This is a genomic window from Streptomyces sp. 4F14, from assembly GCF_048159485.1.
Taxonomy (GTDB): Bacteria; Actinomycetota; Actinomycetes; order Streptomycetales; family Streptomycetaceae; genus Streptomyces.
On record NZ_JBLRVY010000014.1, the window covers coordinates 179,459 to 198,259 of the forward strand.

At 70.7% G+C, this 18,801-nt stretch carries 16 protein-coding genes; 5 read left to right on the forward strand and 11 right to left on the reverse strand.

The genetic code is table 11. From position 1 onward, the window contains the following. Positions 1–45: 45 nt before the first annotated feature. Genes ACLZOT_RS24820 through ACLZOT_RS24830 form a run of 3 tightly spaced genes read right to left on the reverse strand, consistent with a single transcriptional unit; the run spans position 46 to position 2,644 of the window. Positions 46–1,248 carry a thiolase family protein gene (locus ACLZOT_RS24820; protein ID WP_416971257.1) on the reverse strand — a complete coding sequence of 401 codons (1,203 nt, stop codon included), beginning with the start codon at positions 1,246–1,248 and terminating at the stop codon, positions 46–48. Continuing rightward, positions 1,245–1,889, reverse strand: a complete 645-nt coding sequence (locus tag ACLZOT_RS24825; protein ID WP_416971258.1) for a CoA transferase subunit B — start codon at positions 1,887–1,889, stop codon at positions 1,245–1,247. Before ACLZOT_RS24825 ends, ACLZOT_RS24820 begins: the two co-directional genes overlap by 4 nt. Then, positions 1,889–2,644: a CoA transferase subunit A gene (locus tag ACLZOT_RS24830; protein WP_416971259.1), complete on the reverse strand. Its 756-nt coding sequence runs from the start codon at positions 2,642–2,644 to the stop codon at positions 1,889–1,891. Before ACLZOT_RS24830 ends, ACLZOT_RS24825 begins: the two co-directional genes overlap by 1 nt. A gap of 194 nt (positions 2,645–2,838) precedes the next feature. Between ACLZOT_RS24830 and ACLZOT_RS24835 the strand changes: the two genes are divergently transcribed. Beyond that, the gene (locus ACLZOT_RS24835) at positions 2,839–3,312 is read left to right on the forward strand and encodes a MarR family winged helix-turn-helix transcriptional regulator (protein ID WP_416971260.1); all 474 of its coding nucleotides are present in this window, start codon (positions 2,839–2,841) and stop codon (positions 3,310–3,312) included. A gap of 3 nt (positions 3,313–3,315) precedes the next feature. Here the strand turns inward: ACLZOT_RS24835 and ACLZOT_RS24840 are convergent, their stop codons facing one another. Both ACLZOT_RS24840 and ACLZOT_RS24845 read right to left on the reverse strand, forming a co-directional pair. Further along, the gene (locus ACLZOT_RS24840; RefSeq protein ID WP_416971261.1) at positions 3,316–4,290 is read right to left on the reverse strand and encodes a DUF3048 domain-containing protein; all 975 of its coding nucleotides are present in this window, start codon (positions 4,288–4,290) and stop codon (positions 3,316–3,318) included. An 86-nt stretch (positions 4,291–4,376) separates the two neighbouring features. Further along, positions 4,377–5,450: an ATP-dependent DNA ligase gene (locus ACLZOT_RS24845; protein ID WP_416971262.1), complete on the reverse strand. Its 1,074-nt coding sequence runs from the start codon at positions 5,448–5,450 to the stop codon at positions 4,377–4,379. Positions 5,451–5,504: 54 nt separating this feature from the next. Between ACLZOT_RS24845 and ligD the strand changes: the two genes are divergently transcribed. Further along, the gene (ligD, locus tag ACLZOT_RS24850; RefSeq protein ID WP_416971263.1) at positions 5,505–6,515 is read left to right on the forward strand and encodes a non-homologous end-joining DNA ligase; all 1,011 of its coding nucleotides are present in this window, start codon (positions 5,505–5,507) and stop codon (positions 6,513–6,515) included. 35 nt (positions 6,516–6,550) lie between these two features. On the opposite strand, the gene ACLZOT_RS24855 is transcribed toward ligD, so the two are convergent. Both ACLZOT_RS24855 and ACLZOT_RS24860 read right to left on the reverse strand, forming a co-directional pair. Next, the gene (locus tag ACLZOT_RS24855) at positions 6,551–8,689 is read right to left on the reverse strand and encodes an OmpL47-type beta-barrel domain-containing protein (protein ID WP_416971351.1); all 2,139 of its coding nucleotides are present in this window, start codon (positions 8,687–8,689) and stop codon (positions 6,551–6,553) included. Positions 8,690–8,745: 56 nt separating this feature from the next. After that, complete coding sequence (locus ACLZOT_RS24860; RefSeq protein ID WP_416971352.1) at positions 8,746–11,217, reverse strand: ThuA domain-containing protein; 2,472 nt, start codon at positions 11,215–11,217, stop codon at positions 8,746–8,748. Between the two features lie 179 nt (positions 11,218–11,396). Here ACLZOT_RS24860 and ACLZOT_RS24865 point away from each other — a divergent pair, with 179 nt between their 5' ends. Continuing rightward, on the forward strand, positions 11,397–12,344 hold the full coding sequence (locus ACLZOT_RS24865) for a multicopper oxidase domain-containing protein (protein ID WP_416971264.1): 948 nt from the start codon (positions 11,397–11,399) through the stop codon (positions 12,342–12,344). A gap of 95 nt (positions 12,345–12,439) precedes the next feature. Beyond that, entirely contained in the window at positions 12,440–13,747 is a 1,308-nt protein-coding gene (locus ACLZOT_RS24870; RefSeq protein ID WP_416971265.1) for a LacI family DNA-binding transcriptional regulator, read from the forward strand. 68 nt (positions 13,748–13,815) lie between these two features. Here the strand turns inward: ACLZOT_RS24870 and ACLZOT_RS24875 are convergent, their stop codons facing one another. Continuing rightward, positions 13,816–14,604: a VOC family protein gene (locus ACLZOT_RS24875; RefSeq protein ID WP_416971266.1), complete on the reverse strand. Its 789-nt coding sequence runs from the start codon at positions 14,602–14,604 to the stop codon at positions 13,816–13,818. Between the two features lie 167 nt (positions 14,605–14,771). Between ACLZOT_RS24875 and ACLZOT_RS24880 the strand changes: the two genes are divergently transcribed. Beyond that, positions 14,772–15,011, forward strand: coding sequence for a WhiB family transcriptional regulator (locus tag ACLZOT_RS24880; RefSeq protein WP_416971267.1), 240 nt, complete (start codon positions 14,772–14,774; stop codon positions 15,009–15,011). A gap of 87 nt (positions 15,012–15,098) precedes the next feature. Here ACLZOT_RS24880 and ACLZOT_RS24885 read toward each other — a convergent pair whose 3' ends face one another. From ACLZOT_RS24885 to ACLZOT_RS24895, 3 genes are all read right to left on the reverse strand, one after another. Next, positions 15,099–16,073 carry an acyl-ACP desaturase gene (locus ACLZOT_RS24885; RefSeq protein ID WP_416971268.1) on the reverse strand — a complete coding sequence of 325 codons (975 nt, stop codon included), beginning with the start codon at positions 16,071–16,073 and terminating at the stop codon, positions 15,099–15,101. Between the two features lie 213 nt (positions 16,074–16,286). After that, a complete protein-coding gene (ddaH, locus tag ACLZOT_RS24890; RefSeq protein ID WP_416971269.1) occupies positions 16,287–17,063 on the reverse strand; it encodes a dimethylargininase in 777 nt (258 codons plus the stop codon). A 130-nt stretch (positions 17,064–17,193) separates the two neighbouring features. Continuing rightward, positions 17,194–18,795 (reverse strand): ABC-F family ATP-binding cassette domain-containing protein, encoded by a 1,602-nt coding sequence (locus tag ACLZOT_RS24895; protein WP_416971270.1) that lies wholly within the window; start codon positions 18,793–18,795, stop codon positions 17,194–17,196. Between the last annotated feature and the right edge of the window lie 6 nt (positions 18,796–18,801).

Here is an 18,801-nt window from a genome sequence, read left to right on the forward strand (position 1 = left end):
GCCACATACGGCCCGCACTCGCCAACGAACGGAACTGGGCAGGACCTACCGCTCAAAAACCACCGCGAGCCCTTGCCCAACCCCGATGCAAAGCGTCGCAACACCAACCCCCGCTCCCTTCCGGGCCAGTTGATGAGCCACAGTCCCCGCCAGCCGAGCCCCGGACGCCCCCAACGGATGCCCAATAGCAATAGCCCCGCCCTGAGGATTCAGCACCGCAGGATCCAGCTCGGGCCACTCAGCCACACACCCCAACACCTGCGCGGCGAACGCCTCGTTCAGCTCCAGCACATCCAGATCCCCGTACCCCTTACCGGCCTTGCCCAGCGCCCGCCCGACCGCCTCGACAGGAGCCAACCCGAAGTACTGAGGAGCGATCCCGGCAACCCCCACAGCCGACACCCGGGCAAGAGGCTCACGCCCGCTCAGGCGAAGCCCTTCCTCATCGACCAACAGCACCGCGGCCGCCCCGTCGTTGAGCGGCGACGAACTCCCCGCCGTGACCCGCCCACCCTCTTTCCGGAACGACGGCTTCAACTTGGCCATGGCCTCCAGCGAGGCGTCCTCCCGCACACACTCGTCGATCCCGAAGGAAACGGCCTCCCCCTTCCGCTGCGGAACGGGAACCGCGGCCAACTCGACGTCGAACAACCCCTGTCGCCGAGCGGCCGCAGCCTTCCGATGCGACCCCAACGAGAACTCGTCCTGCTGCTCACGCGTGATCTTGTGCTTGTCGGCGATGAGTTCGGCCGACTCACCGAGCGGAATGGTCCACTCGGGCGCCATCTTGGGATTGACCATCCGCCACCCCAGGGTGGTCGAGTACAACTCGGCATTGCCCGCGGGGAACGGCCGATCCGACTTGGGCAGCACATACGGCGCCCGGGTCATCGACTCCACCCCACCGGCGACGACGACGGACGCGTCCCCGACGGCGATGGCCCGGGCCCCCTGGACCACCGCCTCCAGCCCGGACGCACAGAGCCGGTTGACGGTCACCCCGGGCACACTCACCGGCAGCCCGGCGAGCAACCCGGCCATCCGCCCGACGTTGCGGTTCTCCTCACCGGCCCCGTTGGCGTTCCCGAAGTACACGTCCGCCACGAGCGCGGGGTCCAGCTCCGGCGTCCGCGCGAGGAGTTCCCGGATCACATGCGCCCCGAGGTCGTCGGGCCGCACACTCGCGAGCCCGCCGTTGTACCGCCCGAAGGGCGTGCGGACCGCGTCGACGATGTAGACGTCCTTCATGCCAGACCCTCCGTCACGATCACTTTGGCCTCGGTCTTGTCCACGATCTCCTCGACCGTCACTCCGGGAGCGGTCTCGACGAGCACCAGCCCGTCCCCGGTGACGTCGAGGACCCCGAGGTCGGTGATGACCCGGTTCACGCACCCCTTGCCGGTCAGAGGCAGGGCACACCGCTCAAGAATCTTCGGCGACCCGTCCTTGGCGGTGTGCGTCATCACGACGATGACGGTCCGCGCCCCGTGCACGAGATCCATGGCCCCGCCGATCCCGGTGATCAGCTTCCCGGGAATGGCCCAGTTGGCGAGATCACCGCCGGCGGAGACCTGCATCGCGCCCAGTACGGCGACGTCGATGTGCCCGCCCCGGATCATCCCGAAGGACAGCGCGGAGTCGAAGAAGGAGGCCCCCGGCAGGACGGTGACGGTCTCCTTGCCGGCGTTGATCAGATCCGGGTCGACGGCGTCCTCGGCCGGGTAGGGCCCGGTCCCGAGGATCCCGTTCTCCGACTCCAGGACCACCTCGACGCCGGCGGGCAGGTAGTTCGGGATGAGCGTCGGCAGTCCGATGCCCAGATTGACGTAGCTCCCGTCGGGCAGCTCGCGCGCCGCCCGCGCGGCCATCTCCTCGCGTGTCCAGGCCATCAGCTGCTCACCGTCCGCTGCTCGATCTTCTTGTCGGCGGCCTGCCCGGGCGTCAGCGCGATCACGCGCTGGACGAAGATCCCCGGCAGATGCACCGCGTCCGGATCGATCTCCCCGGGCTCCACCAGCTCCTCGACCTCGGCGATCGTGACCCGCCCGGCCATCGCGGCCAGGGGGTTGAAGTTGCGCGCCGACTTGTTGAAGACGAGGTTCCCGTGCCGGTCGCCCCTGGCCGCGCGGACCAGCGCGAAGTCGGTCCGGATGCCGCGCTCCATGACGTACTCGACGCCGTCGAACTCCCGGACCTCCTTGGGCGGCGAGGCCACGGCGACACCGCCCGCGCCGTCGTACCGCCACGGCAGCCCGCCGTCCGCGACCTGCGTGCCCACCCCGGCGGGCGTGAAGAAGGCCGGGATGCCCGCGCCTCCCGCGCGCAGGCGCTCGGCCAGGGTGCCCTGGGGGATCAGCTCGACCTCCAGCTCCCCGGCGAGGTACTGCCGGGCGAACTCCTTGTTGGCCCCGATGTACGACCCGGTGACCCGGGCGATCCGCCCCGCCGCGAGCAGCACCGCGAGCCCGGACTCCATCGCGCCGCAGTTGTTGGACACCACCGACAGCCCGCCCGACCCGCGCGCGAACAGCGCGTCGATCAGCACCGTCGGCACACCGCTCAGTCCGAACCCACCGACCGCGAGCGACGCACCGTCGCCCACATCGGCCACCGCCTCCCGGGCCGTGGCGACCACCTTGTCCATCCGTCGAGCCCCATCTCTCCCATTGCTCAGCACACTGAGCATTTCAGCGAGGATGCCCACACGCTCCCACTGCGGCGAACCACCGTCAAGACCCTTGCATTGAAGCAGGTGAGACGTGTGCACGGAGTAAAGACAACGGTCGGACCCTGCGGGTATCGTTCAGTACACCAACGAATTCGACGAGGGGAGCGTCCATGGGCGCGGTGGACCTCACCACCCACCCCGGGCACCTGGCCCGGCGGCTCCAGCAGGCGCACTACCTGCTGTGGAACACGATGGTCTCGGAGGAGATCACCTCCCCGCAGTTCGCCGTCCTGAACACGCTCGTCGCCGAACCCGGCCTGGACCAGCGGACGGTGGGGGAGCGTGTCGGCCTGGACCGTTCGACGATCGCCGAGGTGATCAGCCGGCTCGGCAGGCGCGGCCTCCTCGACAAGGTCCGCGACCCGCACGACGGCCGCCGCTCCCTGCTGCGCCCGACCGAGGACGGCGTACGCGTCCACCGCAAACTGACCGTCCGTACGGCACGCATGAACCAGGTCTTCCTCGCGCCCCTGTCGGTCACCGAACAGGCCCTGTTCTTCGCGCTCGTGCAGCGGCTCGCCGACGCGGCGGAGGACCTGCGCCACCCCGGCGAACCGGCCTACGCGCGCGAGAGCGCCCCCTGACGCTCAGGACGCCCGCGCGAACACCACCCACACCTGCCCGCGCGCGAAGTTCACGCTCTTCCCGTCCCGCGTCGTGAACCGCGTCCCGTCCGCCGCCCTCGGCCGCTTCCAGACGACGTCGTACGCCCGCCCGCCCCGCAGGACGGTCGCCCGCCCGGAGCCGACGGTCTGCGGGTAGGGCGTGTGGTTGCCCAGGACGTCGTGGAAGCGGCTCCTGCGGACCTTCACGTACTGCACGACGACCGTCGCCGGGGCCACCCGCCGAGCCGTCGCCCCGTCCATCCGGACCAGCCAGCGCGCCCGGCTCGCCGACCAGGTGAACGTGAACCGGGCCGCCGGGTAGCGCACGGTACGGGAGCCCACGGCCCGCCCGCCCGAGGGCGCCGGCCCGAAGCGGAACCCGGTCGCGTCCAGCGCGGCGGCCCCCGGCGCCGAGCGCACCAGCCGTCCGGGGCGCAGGTAGAGGTTGTGGGGCGCCGACTTCGCGCGGCCCCGGTAGTACGCGCCGGACACCTCACCGGGCTCGATCGCCCTCAGGGGCGCCTTGTCGATCAGCGGGTGCAGTTTGCGCTGGGCGCCCGAGAACGCGAGCACCGGGCGGTCGAACTGGCGCAACAGCTCCAGGTCCGACTGGCGCGCGCTGCGGACCGGCCCGATCGCCTGCGGGAGCCTCGTCGCGTACACCGCCATCAGGCGGCTCATCCCGCCCTCGACCGGCTCGACGTACACGACGTCCGCCGCGTCGAGGCCGGTGTGCGGGCGGGCGGCGCGCGCGTTGTCGATCTTCACGGCGAGGACGGGGCCGGTGCGCGCGCGGGGCTTGAGGGAGCCGTTCACCGCGTCGTCGCCCGCGCGCGGGGCAGCGGTACAGCCCGCCACCAGGGCCGTCGTGAGGGTCGCGGTGAGCAGGAGGGCGGCTGTGCGCGCTGTGCGTGTCGTGCGTTTCGGGTTCGATCGTGTGATGTCCACGGGTGTCACCGGTCCGTATCCCTGAGGGGTGCGCCGAAGAGGTCGCTGGTGGCCATACCCGGTCAAAAGCGATCACGCTCGATCTCCTACGCCATTCAGGTGGCGGGCGTCCCCAGGATCTCCCCGAGGTCGTACCGCACCGGCTCCTCCAGCTGCGCGTACGTACAGCTCTCCGGCGTCCTGTCCGGGCGCCAGCGGCGGAAGCGGGCCGTGTGGCGGAAGCGGACGCCGTTCTCCATGTGGTCGTACGCCACCTCCGCGACCCGCTCGGGCCGCACCGGCACCCACGAGAGGTCCTTCTTCCCCGACCAGCGGCTCGGCGCCCCCGGCAGCCGCGCCGCCTCGTGCGCCGCCGCGTCCCCCCAGGCCGCCCACGGATGCCCCGAGGCGTCGGCCATCCGCAGCGGCTCCAGCTCCGCCACCAGCTCCGCGCGCCGGGCCATCGTGAACGACGCCGACACGCCCACGTGCTGGAGGGTGCCCCCGGCGTCGTACAGACCGAGGAGCAGCGAGCCCACCACCGGGCCGCTCTTGTGGAAGCGGTAGCCGGCGACCACCACGTCCGCCGTGCGCTCGTGCTTGACCTTGAACATCGCGCGTTCGTCCTGGCGGTACGGCAGCGTCAGGGGCTTCGCGATCACGCCGTCGAGACCGGCGCCCTCGTACTGCTCGAACCAGCGCTCGGCCACCGCCGTGTCGGTCGTCGCCGGGGCCAGGTGGACGGGGGCGGTCACCCCGGCCAGCGCGCGTTCCAGGAGGGCGCGGCGGTCGGCGAGGGGGACGTCCAGGAGGGCCGTGTCCGCGAGGGCGAGCAGGTCGAAGGCGACGAACGACGCCGGGGTGCGCTCGGCGAGCGTACGGACCCGGGAGTCCGCCGGGTGGATCCGCTCGGTCAGCGCGTCGAAGTCCAGGCGCCCGTCCCGCGCGATCACGATCTCCCCGTCCAGCACGCACCGCTCGGGCAACCGCTCCTTGAGTGCTGCCACCAGTTCGGGGAAGTACCTGGTCAGCGGTTTCGTCGTCCGGCTGCCCAGCTCGACGGTGTCCCCGTCGCGGAACACGATCGCCCGGAACCCGTCCCACTTCGCCTCGTACTGCATGCCCGGCGGGATCTTCGCCACGGACTTGGCGAGCATGGGCTTCACGGGAGGCATGACCGGCAGATCCATGGGTGAAGTCTCACTCTTAATGCGGTGAAATGCCTGATATGCGACCGTGGCCCCATGGGTGAAGCGGTCGAGCTGGAGGCGGGCGGGCGGACGGTACGGCTGTCCAGCCCCGACAAGGTGTTCTTCCCGGAGCGCGGATTCACCAAGCTGGACCTCGCCCGCTACTACCAGGCGGTCGCCCCCGGCATCCTGCGCGCCCTGCGCGAGCGCCCCACCACCCTGGAGCGCTACCCCGACGGTGTGACCGGCGAGAACTTCTTCCAGAAGCGCGCCCCCAAGAACATGCCCGACTGGATCCCCACCGCCCACATCACCTTCCCCAGCGGACGCAGCGCCGACGAGATGTGCCCCACCGAGGAGGCCGCCGTCCTGTGGGCCGCCCAGTACGGGACCCTCACCTTCCACCCCTGGCCCGTCCGCCGCGCCGACGTCGACCACCCCGACGAACTCCGCATCGACCTCGACCCGCAACCCGGCACCGACTACGACGACGCGGTCCGCGCCGCCCACGAACTACGGGCCGTACTGGACGAGTTCGGCGGACTGCGGGGCTGGCCCAAGACCTCCGGCGGGCGCGGACTGCACGTCTTCGTGCCCATCGAACCCCGCTGGACGTTCACCGAGGTCCGCCGCGCGGCGATCGCCGTCGGGCGGGAGATGGAACGCCGGATGCCGGACGACGTGACGATCAAGTGGTGGAAGGAGGAACGCGGCGAGCGGATCTTCATCGACTACAACCAGACCGCGCGCGACCGCACCATCGCCTCCGCCTACTCCGTACGTCCCCACCCGCACGCCCCCGTCTCCGCCCCCCTGCGCTGGGACGAGCTGGACGACGCGCACCCCCGGGACTTCGACCTCGCGACCATGCCCGCGCGCTTCGCCGAACTCGGCGACGTGCACGCGGACATGGACGAGCACGCGTTCTCGCTGGACGCGCTCCTCGACCTGGCCCGCCGGGACGAGCACGAGCACGGGCTCGGCGATCTGCCGTACCCGCCCGAGTACCCCAAGATGCCGGGGGAGCCCAAGCGGGTCCAGCCGAGCCGAGCCCGTACCGAGTAACAGCCTTTCAGGCAAAGGGAGTCGAGTCCTGTGGGCTACAACTCCTTGATCCTGACGTCCCGGAACGACACGACGTCCGTCGTCCCGTGGACCTGGAGCCCGATGTACCCGGCCGCGTACCGCCGGCCGTCGGTCCCCGGATCGTCACCGCGCGGCGGCTCGAAGACCTGACCGCCGATGTTGTCGAACTCGTTGATCAGCACGCCGTTGCGGAACACCGAGTAGTGCTGGTCGACCACCCGGATCTCGTAGTCGTTCCAGGTGCCCTTCTGGGTGACCTGTGCCCCGGCGAGTCCGACCCGGTCGAAGCCGTAGACCGACCCGGACTTGTACATGTCGCCGGTGGGCGAGTCGAACGCCTGGACCTCGTGCCCGTACTTGATGGCCACCCACTCCGGACGCGACTCCTCGGGGTGGTCGTGGACCCACGGGAACCGCACGAACACACCGGAGTTGGTGTTCGCGGTGCCCGGCGCGTCGTCACGCCACTGGAGGCGCAGCGAAAAGTCGCCGTAGGTGCGCTGCGGGAACCAGAGCATGCCGAGGCCCGCCCGGGTGGTGCCGCTGGTGATCGAGCCGTCCGCGTTCAGCGCGAACGAACCGCCGCCCACCTGCTGCCACTTGGCGAACGAACCGGCCGTGCCGTCCATGATCGTGCGGTAGCCCTCGGTCTGTCCCGGCGTACCGATCCCGGACCCCTTGGCCGCCGCGTCGATCGCGTCGTACTCGCGCTCGTCGACCACCCCGTCCCTGAACAGCCCGTCCAGGATGGTCTTCACGTGCTTGAGGAACAGCGCGTGGGACGTCCACTGCTTCTCGTCCTCGATCAACTCGTTGATCCTGCACCGGCTGCCCGTGAGCCGGTTCGGCACACCCGAGTCGACCGTCCCGACGATGACCGTCAACCGCTCGTCGAACTCGGGGCAGTTGGGCGCCGGGACCGAGCTGCCCACGACCGTGAAGGTGACGTTCCGCGCGGCCGCCGTGTTCCCGGCCTTGTCCGTCGCCCGGTACGCGAGCGTGTGCGTGCCCGCCCGGTCGACGACCACGGGTGCCCCGTACGCCAGATAGGGCCCGGCGTCGAGCGAGTACTCGATCCGGTCGACCCCCGAACCGCCCTCGTCCGTCGCGCTCACCGTGACGCGCGCCGAACCGACGTACGCGCCGTCGGAGTTGCGCGTCCCGCCGACGGTCGCCCCGGTCACCGGCGGGACCTTGTCGGGGGCGGGCGCGGCGACCACCGTGAACTGTACGGACTTCACGGCGGACACGTTGCCCGCCTTGTCGGTGGCCCGGTGGCGGACCGTGTGCGTGCCGAGCTGATGCACCATCACGGGCGCGGTGTAGGGCTGCCAACTCCCGTCGTTCACCGCGTATTCGATGGTGTTGACGCCCGAACCGGTGTCGGACGCGGTGACGGTGACGGTCGCCATGTCGATGTACGTTCCGTCGGGCCGCTGTTCACCGCTGACCGTGGCCGACGTCTCCGGCGCGGTCGTGTCGTCGCTCGGCGGCGTGACGACCGTGAACCGTACGCTCTTCTCGGCCGACACGTTCCCGGCCTTGTCGAACGCCCGGTAGCGGCCGGTGTACTGGCCGACCTGGTCGACGACGATCGGCGCGGTGTACGGCCGCCAGACGTCCTCGTCGCCGATCGCGTACTCGATCCGGTCGACGCCCGAGCCCGCGTCGGTCGCGCTGAGGGCGACGCTCGCCGAACCGACGTACTCGCCCTGGGCGTTCTGCGTGCCCGACACAACGGCATCGGTCTCAGGGGCCGTCGTGTCCTCGCCGGTGCCCTCGGTCACGACGAGGATGCCCTGCATCTGGCCGTGGCCGGGGATCGTGCAGTGGTAGAAGTAGCGGCCCGGGGTGAGGGTCACCTCGGCGGTGTGTCGGCCGCCCGTGTCGTCGAACGGGTTGGCCAGGATGTTGAGCTGGACGTCCCCGTTGAACTCGGGGTCGCTCGTCACGAACGTCAGCGTGTGCGGCATGCCGGTCGTGTTGCCGGTCGCCTTGCTGTTCTCGAAGACGATCGTCGCCTTGCCCGCCACGGCCGTCTTCGGCGCCGAGGTGTACTTGGTGATGTCGTCCCCGGCGGTCCAGGTCAACACCTGGTCCTGCGCGGTCTGTTGGCGTGCGCTGCTGGGCAGGGACTGGAGCCCCAGCACCATCAGCACGGCCGCCAGCAGGGCCGTCCACAGGCGTTGTCGTTGTCGTTGTTCCACCGTCACCACCCCCGCGCCAGTTGTCCGGCGGCCGGGGTCGGCCCGCCGCCCGTGTAAGTGACCTTCCACAGAGCCGACCTGGCGTCGGAGGTGAAGAAACCCCGCCCGTAGTCGAGGACGTAGAGCGCGCCGTCGGGGCCGAACTTCCAGTCCATGAGGTTCTTGATGCGGTCGTTGCCGACGGGCACGATCTTCTTGAGCGACTCGGAGTGCACGGGCAGTCCGCCGTCGCCCTGGTTCGCCGGGTCCATGACGACGGCGTTGCGCGGCTGGTCGCCGTCGTAGAAGTCGCCGACGAACCACTTGCCGTCCCAGTAGGACGGCCACTTGACGGCGCTCGCGGACGCCGTGTCGTAGCGGTACACGGGCCCGTTCATCGTCGCCTGGCCGCCGCCCTTGAGCCACGGCAGCAGGTAGGTGGCCTGCGACTGCTGGTAGGAGGGGATGCCGTTCGCGTCGCGCGGATAGTCCGGTGCGCCGCCCTGCGGCGAGTACCAGATGTTGTTGCCGGTGACCGGCGGCAGGTTGACCAGTCCGTCGTTGTTCGGTGACTCGTTCCTCGGGTGGTCGCAGTCGTACCAGCCGAGCGGCTTCGTCGGGTCCGGCAGGTTCCGGTCCCGGTAGGGCTGCTTGTTGCCCATGCAGAACGGCCAGCCCCGGTTGCCCGCCCGGGTGATGGCGGCGAACGTGTCGTACTTCGCCGGACCCCATGTCGTCGAGGGCGCGGGCGCGTCGGGGCCGACCCACCCGGCGTACAGGACGTCGGTCTTCTTGTCGACGAAGATGCGCGCCGGGTTGCGGACACCCATCACATAGATCTCGCCGCGCGTCTTGCCGCCGCCCTCGGCGGTCTCCTTGCCGGTGAACAGGTTGCCCGCCGGGAGGGTGTAGGTGCCGTCGGGCTCCGGGTGGATGCGCAGGATCTTGCCGTTGAGGTTGTTGGTGTTGCCGGCGGTGCGGCGGGCGTCCGCGAAGGAGACGCCCTTGTAGTTCGGCGCCGGGTTGTTGCCGGAGTAACCCTCGCTGAACTGGCTGGAGTTGTTGTCACCCGTCGCGATGTACAGGTTGCCCTTGGAGTCCCAGGACATCCCGCCGCCCGCGTGGCAGCAACTGTGCACCTGCACCGGCCAGTTGAGGAGCACTTTCTCGCTGTCCAGGTCCAGCTTGTTGTTCGCGAGGTCCAACGTGAAGCGGGAGACGCGCCGTTCGGCCATCCGCGTGTCCCGGTTCAGCCGCGAGTGGGGTGTGTAGTGCAGGTACACCCAGCCGTTGTCCTCGAAGCGCGGGTCCAGCTCGATGCCGAGGAGGCCCTCCTCGACCTTGATCAGCTCGTCGCCGCCGCCCTTGTTGCCGAAGACGGTCAACGCCCCTGCGAGCGTCACCTTCTTGGTCCTCGGGTCGTAGACGTGGACCTCGCCCTTGCCCTTGCCGATCTCCGGGTTGTTCCAGTCGGTGACCACCGGCTGGGAGGAGTCGGCGCCGCCCCGGCCGATGTACAGCACCCGTCCGTCGGGCGCGGTCACCAGGCCGTGCGGTTCGCCGATCTGGTCGTTCTGGCCCGGCTGGTTGGGCTGAGTCAGGCGCTCCGCCCGGTAGTTGGCGGTGATGGTGGCCTTGCAGTCGGCCTGTACGAGCCGCGTCGTCCACAGCAGGGCGCCCCGCAGATGCGCGCGGAACTCGGTCTCGTCGTACGAGGACACCGTGCCGCCCATGCCGGTGTAGAAGGACCGGCCGCCGTCGTAGTCACGGCACCAACTCACCGGGTGGTCCCAGCCGTTGGCGCCCGTACCGGGCTGGTAGGACCGCTCGCGTACCCGGGCGACCGTGTGGACCTCGCCGGACGGGTTCTTCGCCCAGTTGAACCACTGGTCGGCCCGCTTCCACTGCACCGGCACGTCCTTGGTCGCCGGATGCTGCCGGTCGCCGACCTCAACCACCGCGCGCTGCACGTTGGTTGGGCTCGACGCGGCCGGCCGGGCGCCGATCAGGCCGGTGAACCAGTCGGAGTACGGCTCGGCGCGGGCCGCGTCATGGACGCCGAGGAAACCGCCGCCCGCCTCCATGTACGCCTCAAGGCCCGCCTCCTGGTCCGGGTCGAGGACGTCACCGCCCCCGGTCAGGAACGCGACCGCGTTGTAACTCCCCAGCGTGGCACCGTCGGTGAAGATCCGCGCGTCGTCCGTCGCGTCCACCGCGAACCGCTGGTTGGCCGGACCCGTCAGGCCGATGCGCTCGATCGCCGCGATCCCCGCGTTCACGACCGGCGACTCGTCACCGGCCGCCGCGGAGCCGTAGAAGACCAGCACCTTCACATCCGCGCCGCCCGGGGGCGACTTGACGGACAGCGTTGTCGGGGGTGGCGGTTCCTTCGGAGGGACCGCCTGTGCGGCGGTCGGCGCGGACAGCAGCCCCGCGACGATCACCCCGGTGGCCAGCCAGATCCGTCTTCTCGTGCTCGATCCTCGTAAGTGCACGGGCACCTCCTCGGTCACGGCGGACAGCGCCAAGGAAGCTAGACCCCTTTGTGCCGTTCGCCAACACCTAAGGCCGGAATACCTCGAACTTTGTCCTGAGTGTGGATAAACAGCCCCAGGGCCGGTACCGTCTCACAGGTTCATCACAGGCAACCCTTCTCTGGACGGGGAGTTGAGGCATGGACGGACGCGGATTCGACCGACGGACCCTGCTCGGGGGTGCGGCGGCCGCCGCCTCGCTGAGCCTCGCGCCGAGCACCCGCAGCGCCGTCGCGGCGCCCCCCACCGGCACGGTCAGACACCTCACGATGTACGCCGAGAGACTCCCCGACGGGCAGTTCGGCTACGGCTTCGAGAAGGGCAAGGCGTCCGTCCCCGGCCCGCTCATCGAGCTGTACGAGGGCGACACCGTGCACATAGCCTTCGAGAACACCCTCGACGTCCCCGTCAGCCTCCACGTCCACGGTCTCGACTACGAGATCACCAGCGACGGCACGAAGATGAACCACAGCGACGTCGCGCCCGGCGCCACCCGGACGTACACCTGGCGCACGCACCTCCCCGGGCGCCGCGCGGACGGCACCTGGCGGCCCGGCAGCGCCGGGTACTGGCACTACCACGACCACGTCGTCGGCACCGAACACGGCACGATCGGCATCCGCAAGGGCCTGTACGGGCCGGTGATCGTCCGCCGCAAGGGCGATGTCCTGCCCGACGCGACCCACACCATCGTCTTCAACGACATGCTCATCAACAACAAGCCCGCGCACTCGGGCCCGAACTTCGAGGCCACGGTGGGGGATCGCGTCGAGTTCGTCATGATCACGCACGGCGACTACTACCACACGTTCCACATGCACGGGCACCGCTGGGCCGACAACCGCACCGGCATCCTGACCGGCCCCGACGACCCCACGCGCGTCATCGACAACAAGATCGTCGGCCCCGCCGACTCGTTCGGCTTCCAGGTCATCGCGGGGGAGGGGGTGGGGGCGGGCGCCTGGATGTACCACTGCCACGTCCAGAGCCACTCCGACATGGGGATGGTGGGGCTGTTCCTGGTGAAGAGGACGGACGGGACGATCCCCGGGTACGAGGGCGGGCACGGGGGTGGGCACGAGCACTGAGAACGGCGTAACACCCTTCTCCCCGGGGGCCGTTGATCCCCCGCCGGGTACGCGGTGACTATCCTGAACCGCACACCGGCACCGGAGGAGACGACGTGACCGACACCGCCCCACGTCCCACTCTGGAGGCCGTGGCCGCGCGGGCCGGGGTGTCACGGGCGACCGTCTCCCGCGTCGTCAACGGCGGCGACGGAGTACGCGAACCCCTCGTCGAACGGGTCCGCCGAGCCGTCGAGGAACTGGGATACGTCCCCAACCAGGCCGCCCGCAGCCTCGTCACCCGCCGCCACGACGCCGTCGCCGTCGTCATCGCCGAACCCGAGACCCGCGTCTTCGCCGACCCCTTCTTCGGCCGCCAGCTCCGCGGCATCAGCAAGGAGCTGACCACCCACGACAACCAACTCGTCCTGCTCCTCACGGAGGGCCGCGACGACCACGCCCGCGTCGCCCGCTACCTCGCGGGCGGACACGTGGACGGAGCCCTGGTCTTCTCCCTCCACCTCGACGACCCCCTGCCTGGGCTGATCAGGGGGGCGGGGGTGCCGATGGTCATCGGGGGGAGACCGGGGTGGGGTGTGGTGGGGCGCGGCGGGGGGTTCCGGGCGGACAGGGGCGCGGGCGAGGCGGCGCGGCGGAACGGAGGACTCCGGGGAGACGGGGGCGCGGGAGAGCGCGGTGGCGAGCCGCGTCGAGACGACGGTGAGACGCGTGAGCGGCGCCCCGGGCCGACGGGCAACGGTTCCGCGCCGGAGCGGCACACGGGCGCGTACGGCGGAACGCCGGGCGGTGAGCGTGGTGCGGGGCTGTATCCCGGCGGGTCCCTCTACGGTGACGAGGCCGGGCGGCGTTCCGGGGGCGGGACCCTCTACGTCGACAGCGACAACCGGGGCGGTGCGCAGGACGCCGTACGGCATCTCGTCGCCCTCGGGCGTACCCGGGTCGCGCACATCACCGGGCCGCTCGACCAGACCTCGGCGGTCGACCGGCTCGACGGGTACCTCGATGTCATGGGTGACACCGACCCGGCGCTGCTCGCAGCGGGCGACTTCACGCCGGGCGGCGGGGAAGAGGCGATGCGTGAACTGCTGGCCCGACGGCCCGGTCTGGACGCCGTGTTCGCCGCGAACGACCTCAGTGCCTCGGGTGCGCTGCGCGTCCTGCGGGAACAGGGCCGCCGGGTTCCGGAGGACGTCGCGGTGATCGGCTTCGACGACATGCTCCCGATCCCCGAACAGACCGACCCGCCCCTCACGACCGTCCGCCAGGACATCGAGGAGATGGGCCGTCTGATGACCCGCCTCCTCCTGCACCGCCTCGCGCGCACCCCCGCGGCGACCGACCCCGAGGTCCCCCTCCGGAGCGTGGTCCTGCCGACGAGGCTGATCCGGAGGGCGTCGGCCTGACGGCGCACCCTCCGGACGCCCCCGCCGGTCTGACGGAGCCTTTGGGACGCCCCGTCAGCGCGCCCGCCTCACCCCTCCTCCGGCACCGCGCTGGTGATCACCGCGAACCGCGCCCCGTACGGATCCGCCAGCTTCGCGAACCGCCCCACCCCCTCCAGATCCACGGCCGGTGTCCGCACGCTCCCGCCCCGCTCCACCGCCGTCGCGACCGCCGCGTCCGTGTCGGCGACCTCGAAGTACGGCAGCCAGTACGCGCTGTCCTCGTCGGGAGCGTCGGAGAGCGGCACGAAGCCGGCGAACATCGCGTCGTCACCCATGCCCTTGGGGTTCACGCAGGTGTACGTGCCGCCCGGGAACGGCATCGCGGAGGTCTCCAGGCCGAGCGCGGAGCGGTAGAACGCGGCCGCGGCGGCGATGTCGGCGGTGAACAGCTCGGTCCAGCACAGCGACCCCGGTTCGTTCACGACGTCGAGGCCCGGCAGCAGCGCGGGCTGCCAGAGGCCGAACACCGCGTCCGCCTCGTCCGCGAGGATCGCCATCGTGCCCTGCCCCAGCACCTCCATCGGCTGGACCAGCACCTTGCCGTGCGCCTTCTCGGCGGCCTGCGCGGTCGCGCGCGCGTCCAGTGTCTGGAAGTACAGCGTCCAGGACGGCGGCCCCTGCTCCTCGGTCGTCTGCATGCCGGCCGCGACGGTCCTCCCGTCGAGCTGGAAGAACCCGTACCCGCCCGAGTCCGGCCCCGCCGACACGAACCGCCAGCCGAACAGCGCGCCGTAGAACTCGCTCGCCCCCTCGATGTCGGTCGTCCCGAGATCGATCCAGTTCGGTGCGCCCTCGACGAAGTGTGTGCTCAGCATCGCCAGCCTCCTCGCTAGGAATCCCTGCCCTGCCGAGTCTTGCACCGCCCACTGACAATCGCCCCCGAACCTCCCGCGACCTGCCGGGACCCCGTTCGCCGGGCCTCGTACCGGCCCGTTGATCGGCCGTTGATCAAACGTTTTCCCGCACCCGGCACGATCCCGTCATGTCCACCGCCACGAAGCCCGTGCCCGACCTCTCCTGGCAGCAGGAGGCGCTGTGCGCCCAGACCGGGTCGGAGTTCTTCTTCCCCGAACCGGGCAGCTCGGTCCGCGAGGCGAAACAGATCTGCGGCCTGTGCCCGATCCGCCCCGCCTGCCTGGACCACGCCCTCACCCACGACGAGCAGTTCGGCGTCTGGGGCGGCCTGTCGGAGAAGGAACGCCACCACCTCAGACGCCACTGACGCACCACGCGTACGCGCCCGCGTACGGCGAAGGGCGACCCGGGAATCCCGGACCGCCCGTGTCACCGCGCTCGGCTCACCGCAGGGTCACGCGCCCGCGCGAGCCGCCATCCGCGCCTTGCGCGCCGCGAGCTTCTCGTCGAACTTCGTCGCCTCCGCGTTGAGCCCGCCCATGAACATGCCCAGCTCCTCCTGGGCCTGGCGCCCCTCGGGGCCGAGGCCGTCGATCTCCATGACCTTGAGGAAGCGCAGGACGGGCGCGAGCACGTCGTCGTGGTGGATGCGCATGTTGTAGACCTCGCCGATGGCCATCTGCGCGGCGGCCCGCTCGAAGCCGGGGATGCCGTGCCCGGGCATCCGGAAGTTGACGACGACGTCCCGGACGGCCTGCATGGTCAGGTCGGGGGCGATCTCGAACGCGGCCTTCAGGAGGTTGCGGTAGAAGATCATGTGCAGGTTCTCGTCCGCGGCGATCCGCGCGAGCATCCGGTCGCAGACCGGGTCCCCGGACTGGTGGCCGGTGTTGCGGTGCGAGATGCGGGTGGCCAGCTCCTGGAAGGACACGTAGGCCACGGAGTGCAGCATGGAGTGGCTGTTGTCCGACTCGAAGCCCTCGCTCATGTGGGACATGCGGAACTGCTCCAGCTTGTCCGGGTCCACCGCGCGCGAGGCGAGCAGGTAGTCGCGCATGACGATGCCGTGCCGCCCCTCCTCCGCCGTCCAGCGGTGCACCCAGGTGCCCCAGGCGCCGTCGCGGCCGAAGAGGCTCGCGATCTCGTGGTGGTAGCTGGGCAGGTTGTCCTCGGTCAGGAGGTTGACGACCAGGGCGATGCGGCCGATCTCGGTGACCTTCGACTGGCCCTTCTCCCACGCCTCGCCGTCCTCGAAGAAGCCGGGGAAGTTACGGGCGTCGCCCCAGGGGACGTACTCGTGCGGCATCCAGTCCTTGGTGACCTTGAGGTGCCGGTTGAGTTCCTGCTCGACCACTTCCTCCAGCGCGTACAGCAGTCGCGCGTCGGTCCAGCCGGCGGAACTGCCCAGGTGGGGAGAGGCGATCGTCACGAGAACTCCAGGGACGTGAAACGGAGCGGAACAGTCCGGCGAGCGGTGCCGGAACCTACGGGATCGTAGGCTACGAAACCGTAGGTTACGAGACCGTAGGTTAAGCGCGTTGTAAAGGTCGCTGATCAGCGGGGTCGCCGTCGATCTCCCGCGTACTGCGACGGCTCCGGAACCCGCAGGTCCCGGAGCCGTCCGAGTGACACCGTCAGCCGGTCAGTCGTACAGCCCGCGCAACCTTACCGAGAGGCAGGTCACACAGCCCTCCAGCTTCTCGAACTCGCTGATGTCGACCGTGACGACCTCGTGCCCGAGGTCGGTGAGCAGCTCGGCCGTCTTCGGCGCGCTCGCCGCCAGCAGCAGCCTGTGCCCGCCGAGCAGCACCGCGTGCGCGCCTGACTCCTCCGGCACGGACAGGAAGCGCGGGAACAGCGCCGGCCGGTCGACCTGCGGGATGTGCCCCAGCACCGTCCCGTCGGGCAGCGCGGTCACCGCCGACTTCAGATGCAGCACCCGGCTGACCGGAACGGCCACCACGCGCGCGCCGAGCGGTTCGAACGCGGCCCGCAGCTGCTGGATGCCCGCCGCGTTCGTCCGCCCGCCGCGCCCGACGTACACCGTGTCGCCGACCTTCAGGACGTCGCCGCCCTCCAGGGTGCCCGGCTCCCAGATCCAGTTCACCGAGCAGCCCAGCCGCGCGACCGCCTCCTCCACGCCGGCCGTCTCGCCGCGCCGGGAGCGTGCCCCCGGGCGGGTGATCAGGGCGACGTTGCGGAACATCACGACCGTGTCCTCGACGAACACCGCGTCCGGGCAGTCGTCGGCGGGCTCCACCTCGACCGTCTCCCAGCCGTGCGCGGTCAGCGCCGCGACGTACCCCTCCCACTGCTCCAGGGCGAGGTCCGGGTCGATCTTCTCGCGCTCGATGTGCGTGACCAGCCCTTCCGCGAGGCGCGGGCCGGGGCGGCGGATGAGGGCCTTCTTGCTGGGCACGTCCAGTTCTCCGAATCGGCTACGGCTTCCCGGTGCCCTGGATGGAGCACCGGTCCGCCATCATGCAGCCCCGCGCGCGTGGGACAAAAGCCCTCTCCTGAGGCTGTGGCTCAGCTGAGATACCGGAGGGTCACCCCGCGTCGCCCTCGCGCAGCTCGCCGTCCAGCTCCAGCCAGCGCGTCACCCCGATCGACCTCAGGAACGGCAGGTCGTGACTGGCCACGATCAACGCGCCCTCGTACGACTCCAGAGCCGTCGTCAACTGGCGCACGCTCGCGAGGTCGAGGTTGTTCGTCGGCTCGTCCAGCAGCAGGAGCTGCGGAGCGGGCTCGGCGAGCATCAGCGCCGCCAGCGCCGCCCGGAACCGCTCCCCGCCCGACAGCGTCCCGGCCCTCTGGTCCGCTCTGCCGCCCCGGAACAGGAACCGGGCCAGCCGGGCCCGGACCCGGTTGTTCGTCGCCTCAGGCGCGAACCTGGCCACGTTCTCGACCACCGTCAGCCCGTCGTCCAGCACATCGAGCCGCTGCGGCAGGAACCGCATCGGAACATGTACGGCGGCCTCGCCCGCGACCGGCGCCAGCTCCCCGGCCACCGTCCGCAGCAGCGTCGTCTTGCCCGCCCCGTTGCGCCCCACCAGCGCGACCCGCTCCGGGCCGCGCAGATCGAGGTTCCCCACGCGCGCGCCGTACACCGTCTCCAGGTCCAGCAGCGTCAGCACGCCCCGGCCCGGCGGTACGGCCGTGTACGGCAGGTCGACGCGGATCTCGTCGTCCTCCCGGACCGCCTCCGCCGCCTCGTCGAGCCGCTCCTTCGCCTCCGCGAGGCGCTCCTGGTGCAGGATCCGGTGCTTGCCCGCCGACTCCTGCGCGGAGCGCTTGCGCAGCCCCATGACGATCTTCGGCTCGCGCTTGTTGTCCTGCATCTTCTGCCCGTACTTCTTGCGCTTGGCCAACTTCATCTGCGCGTCGCTCAGTTCGCGCTTCTGCCGGCGTACGTCCGCCTCGGCGACGCGCACCATCCGCTCGGCCGCCTCCTGCTCGACGGCGAGCGCCTCCTCGTAGGCGCTGAAGTTGCCGCCGTACCAGGTCACCTCGCCCGCGCGCAGGTCGGCGATCTGGTCGACCAGGTCCAGGAGTTCCCGGTCGTGACTGACGACGACCAGGACGCCCGACCACGCGGTGACGGCGGCGTACAGGCGGGCGCGCGCGTGGAGGTCGAGGTTGTTCGTCGGCTCGTCCAGCAGCAGGACGTCCGGGCGGCGCAGCAGCAGGGCCGCCAGCCGCAGCAGGACGGACTCGCCGCCCGACACCTCGCCGATCGTGCGGTCCAGGCCGACATGGCCGAGCCCCAGCTCGCCCAGGGTGGCCACGGCACGCTCCTCGACGTCCCAGTCGTCGCCGAGGGTCTCGAAGTGCTCCACGGAGGCGTCACCGGCCTCGATGGCGTGCAGAGCGGCCCGCCGGCCGGCGATCCCCAGGGCCTCGTCGACCCTCAGGGCCGTCCCCAGGGTGACGTTCTGCGGGAGGTAGCCGACCTCGCCCGCGACCCGTACGGCGCCGTCCGCCGGGGTCAGCTCCCCGGCGATCAGCTTCAACAGGGTGGACTTGCCGGACCCGTTGACGCCGACGAGCCCGGTCCTGCCGGGGCCGAAGGCGAGGTCCAGGTCCTCGAAGACGGGGGTGCCGTCGGGCCAGGCGAAGGAGAGGGCGGAAGCGGTGATGGAATGACTCAAGGAAGC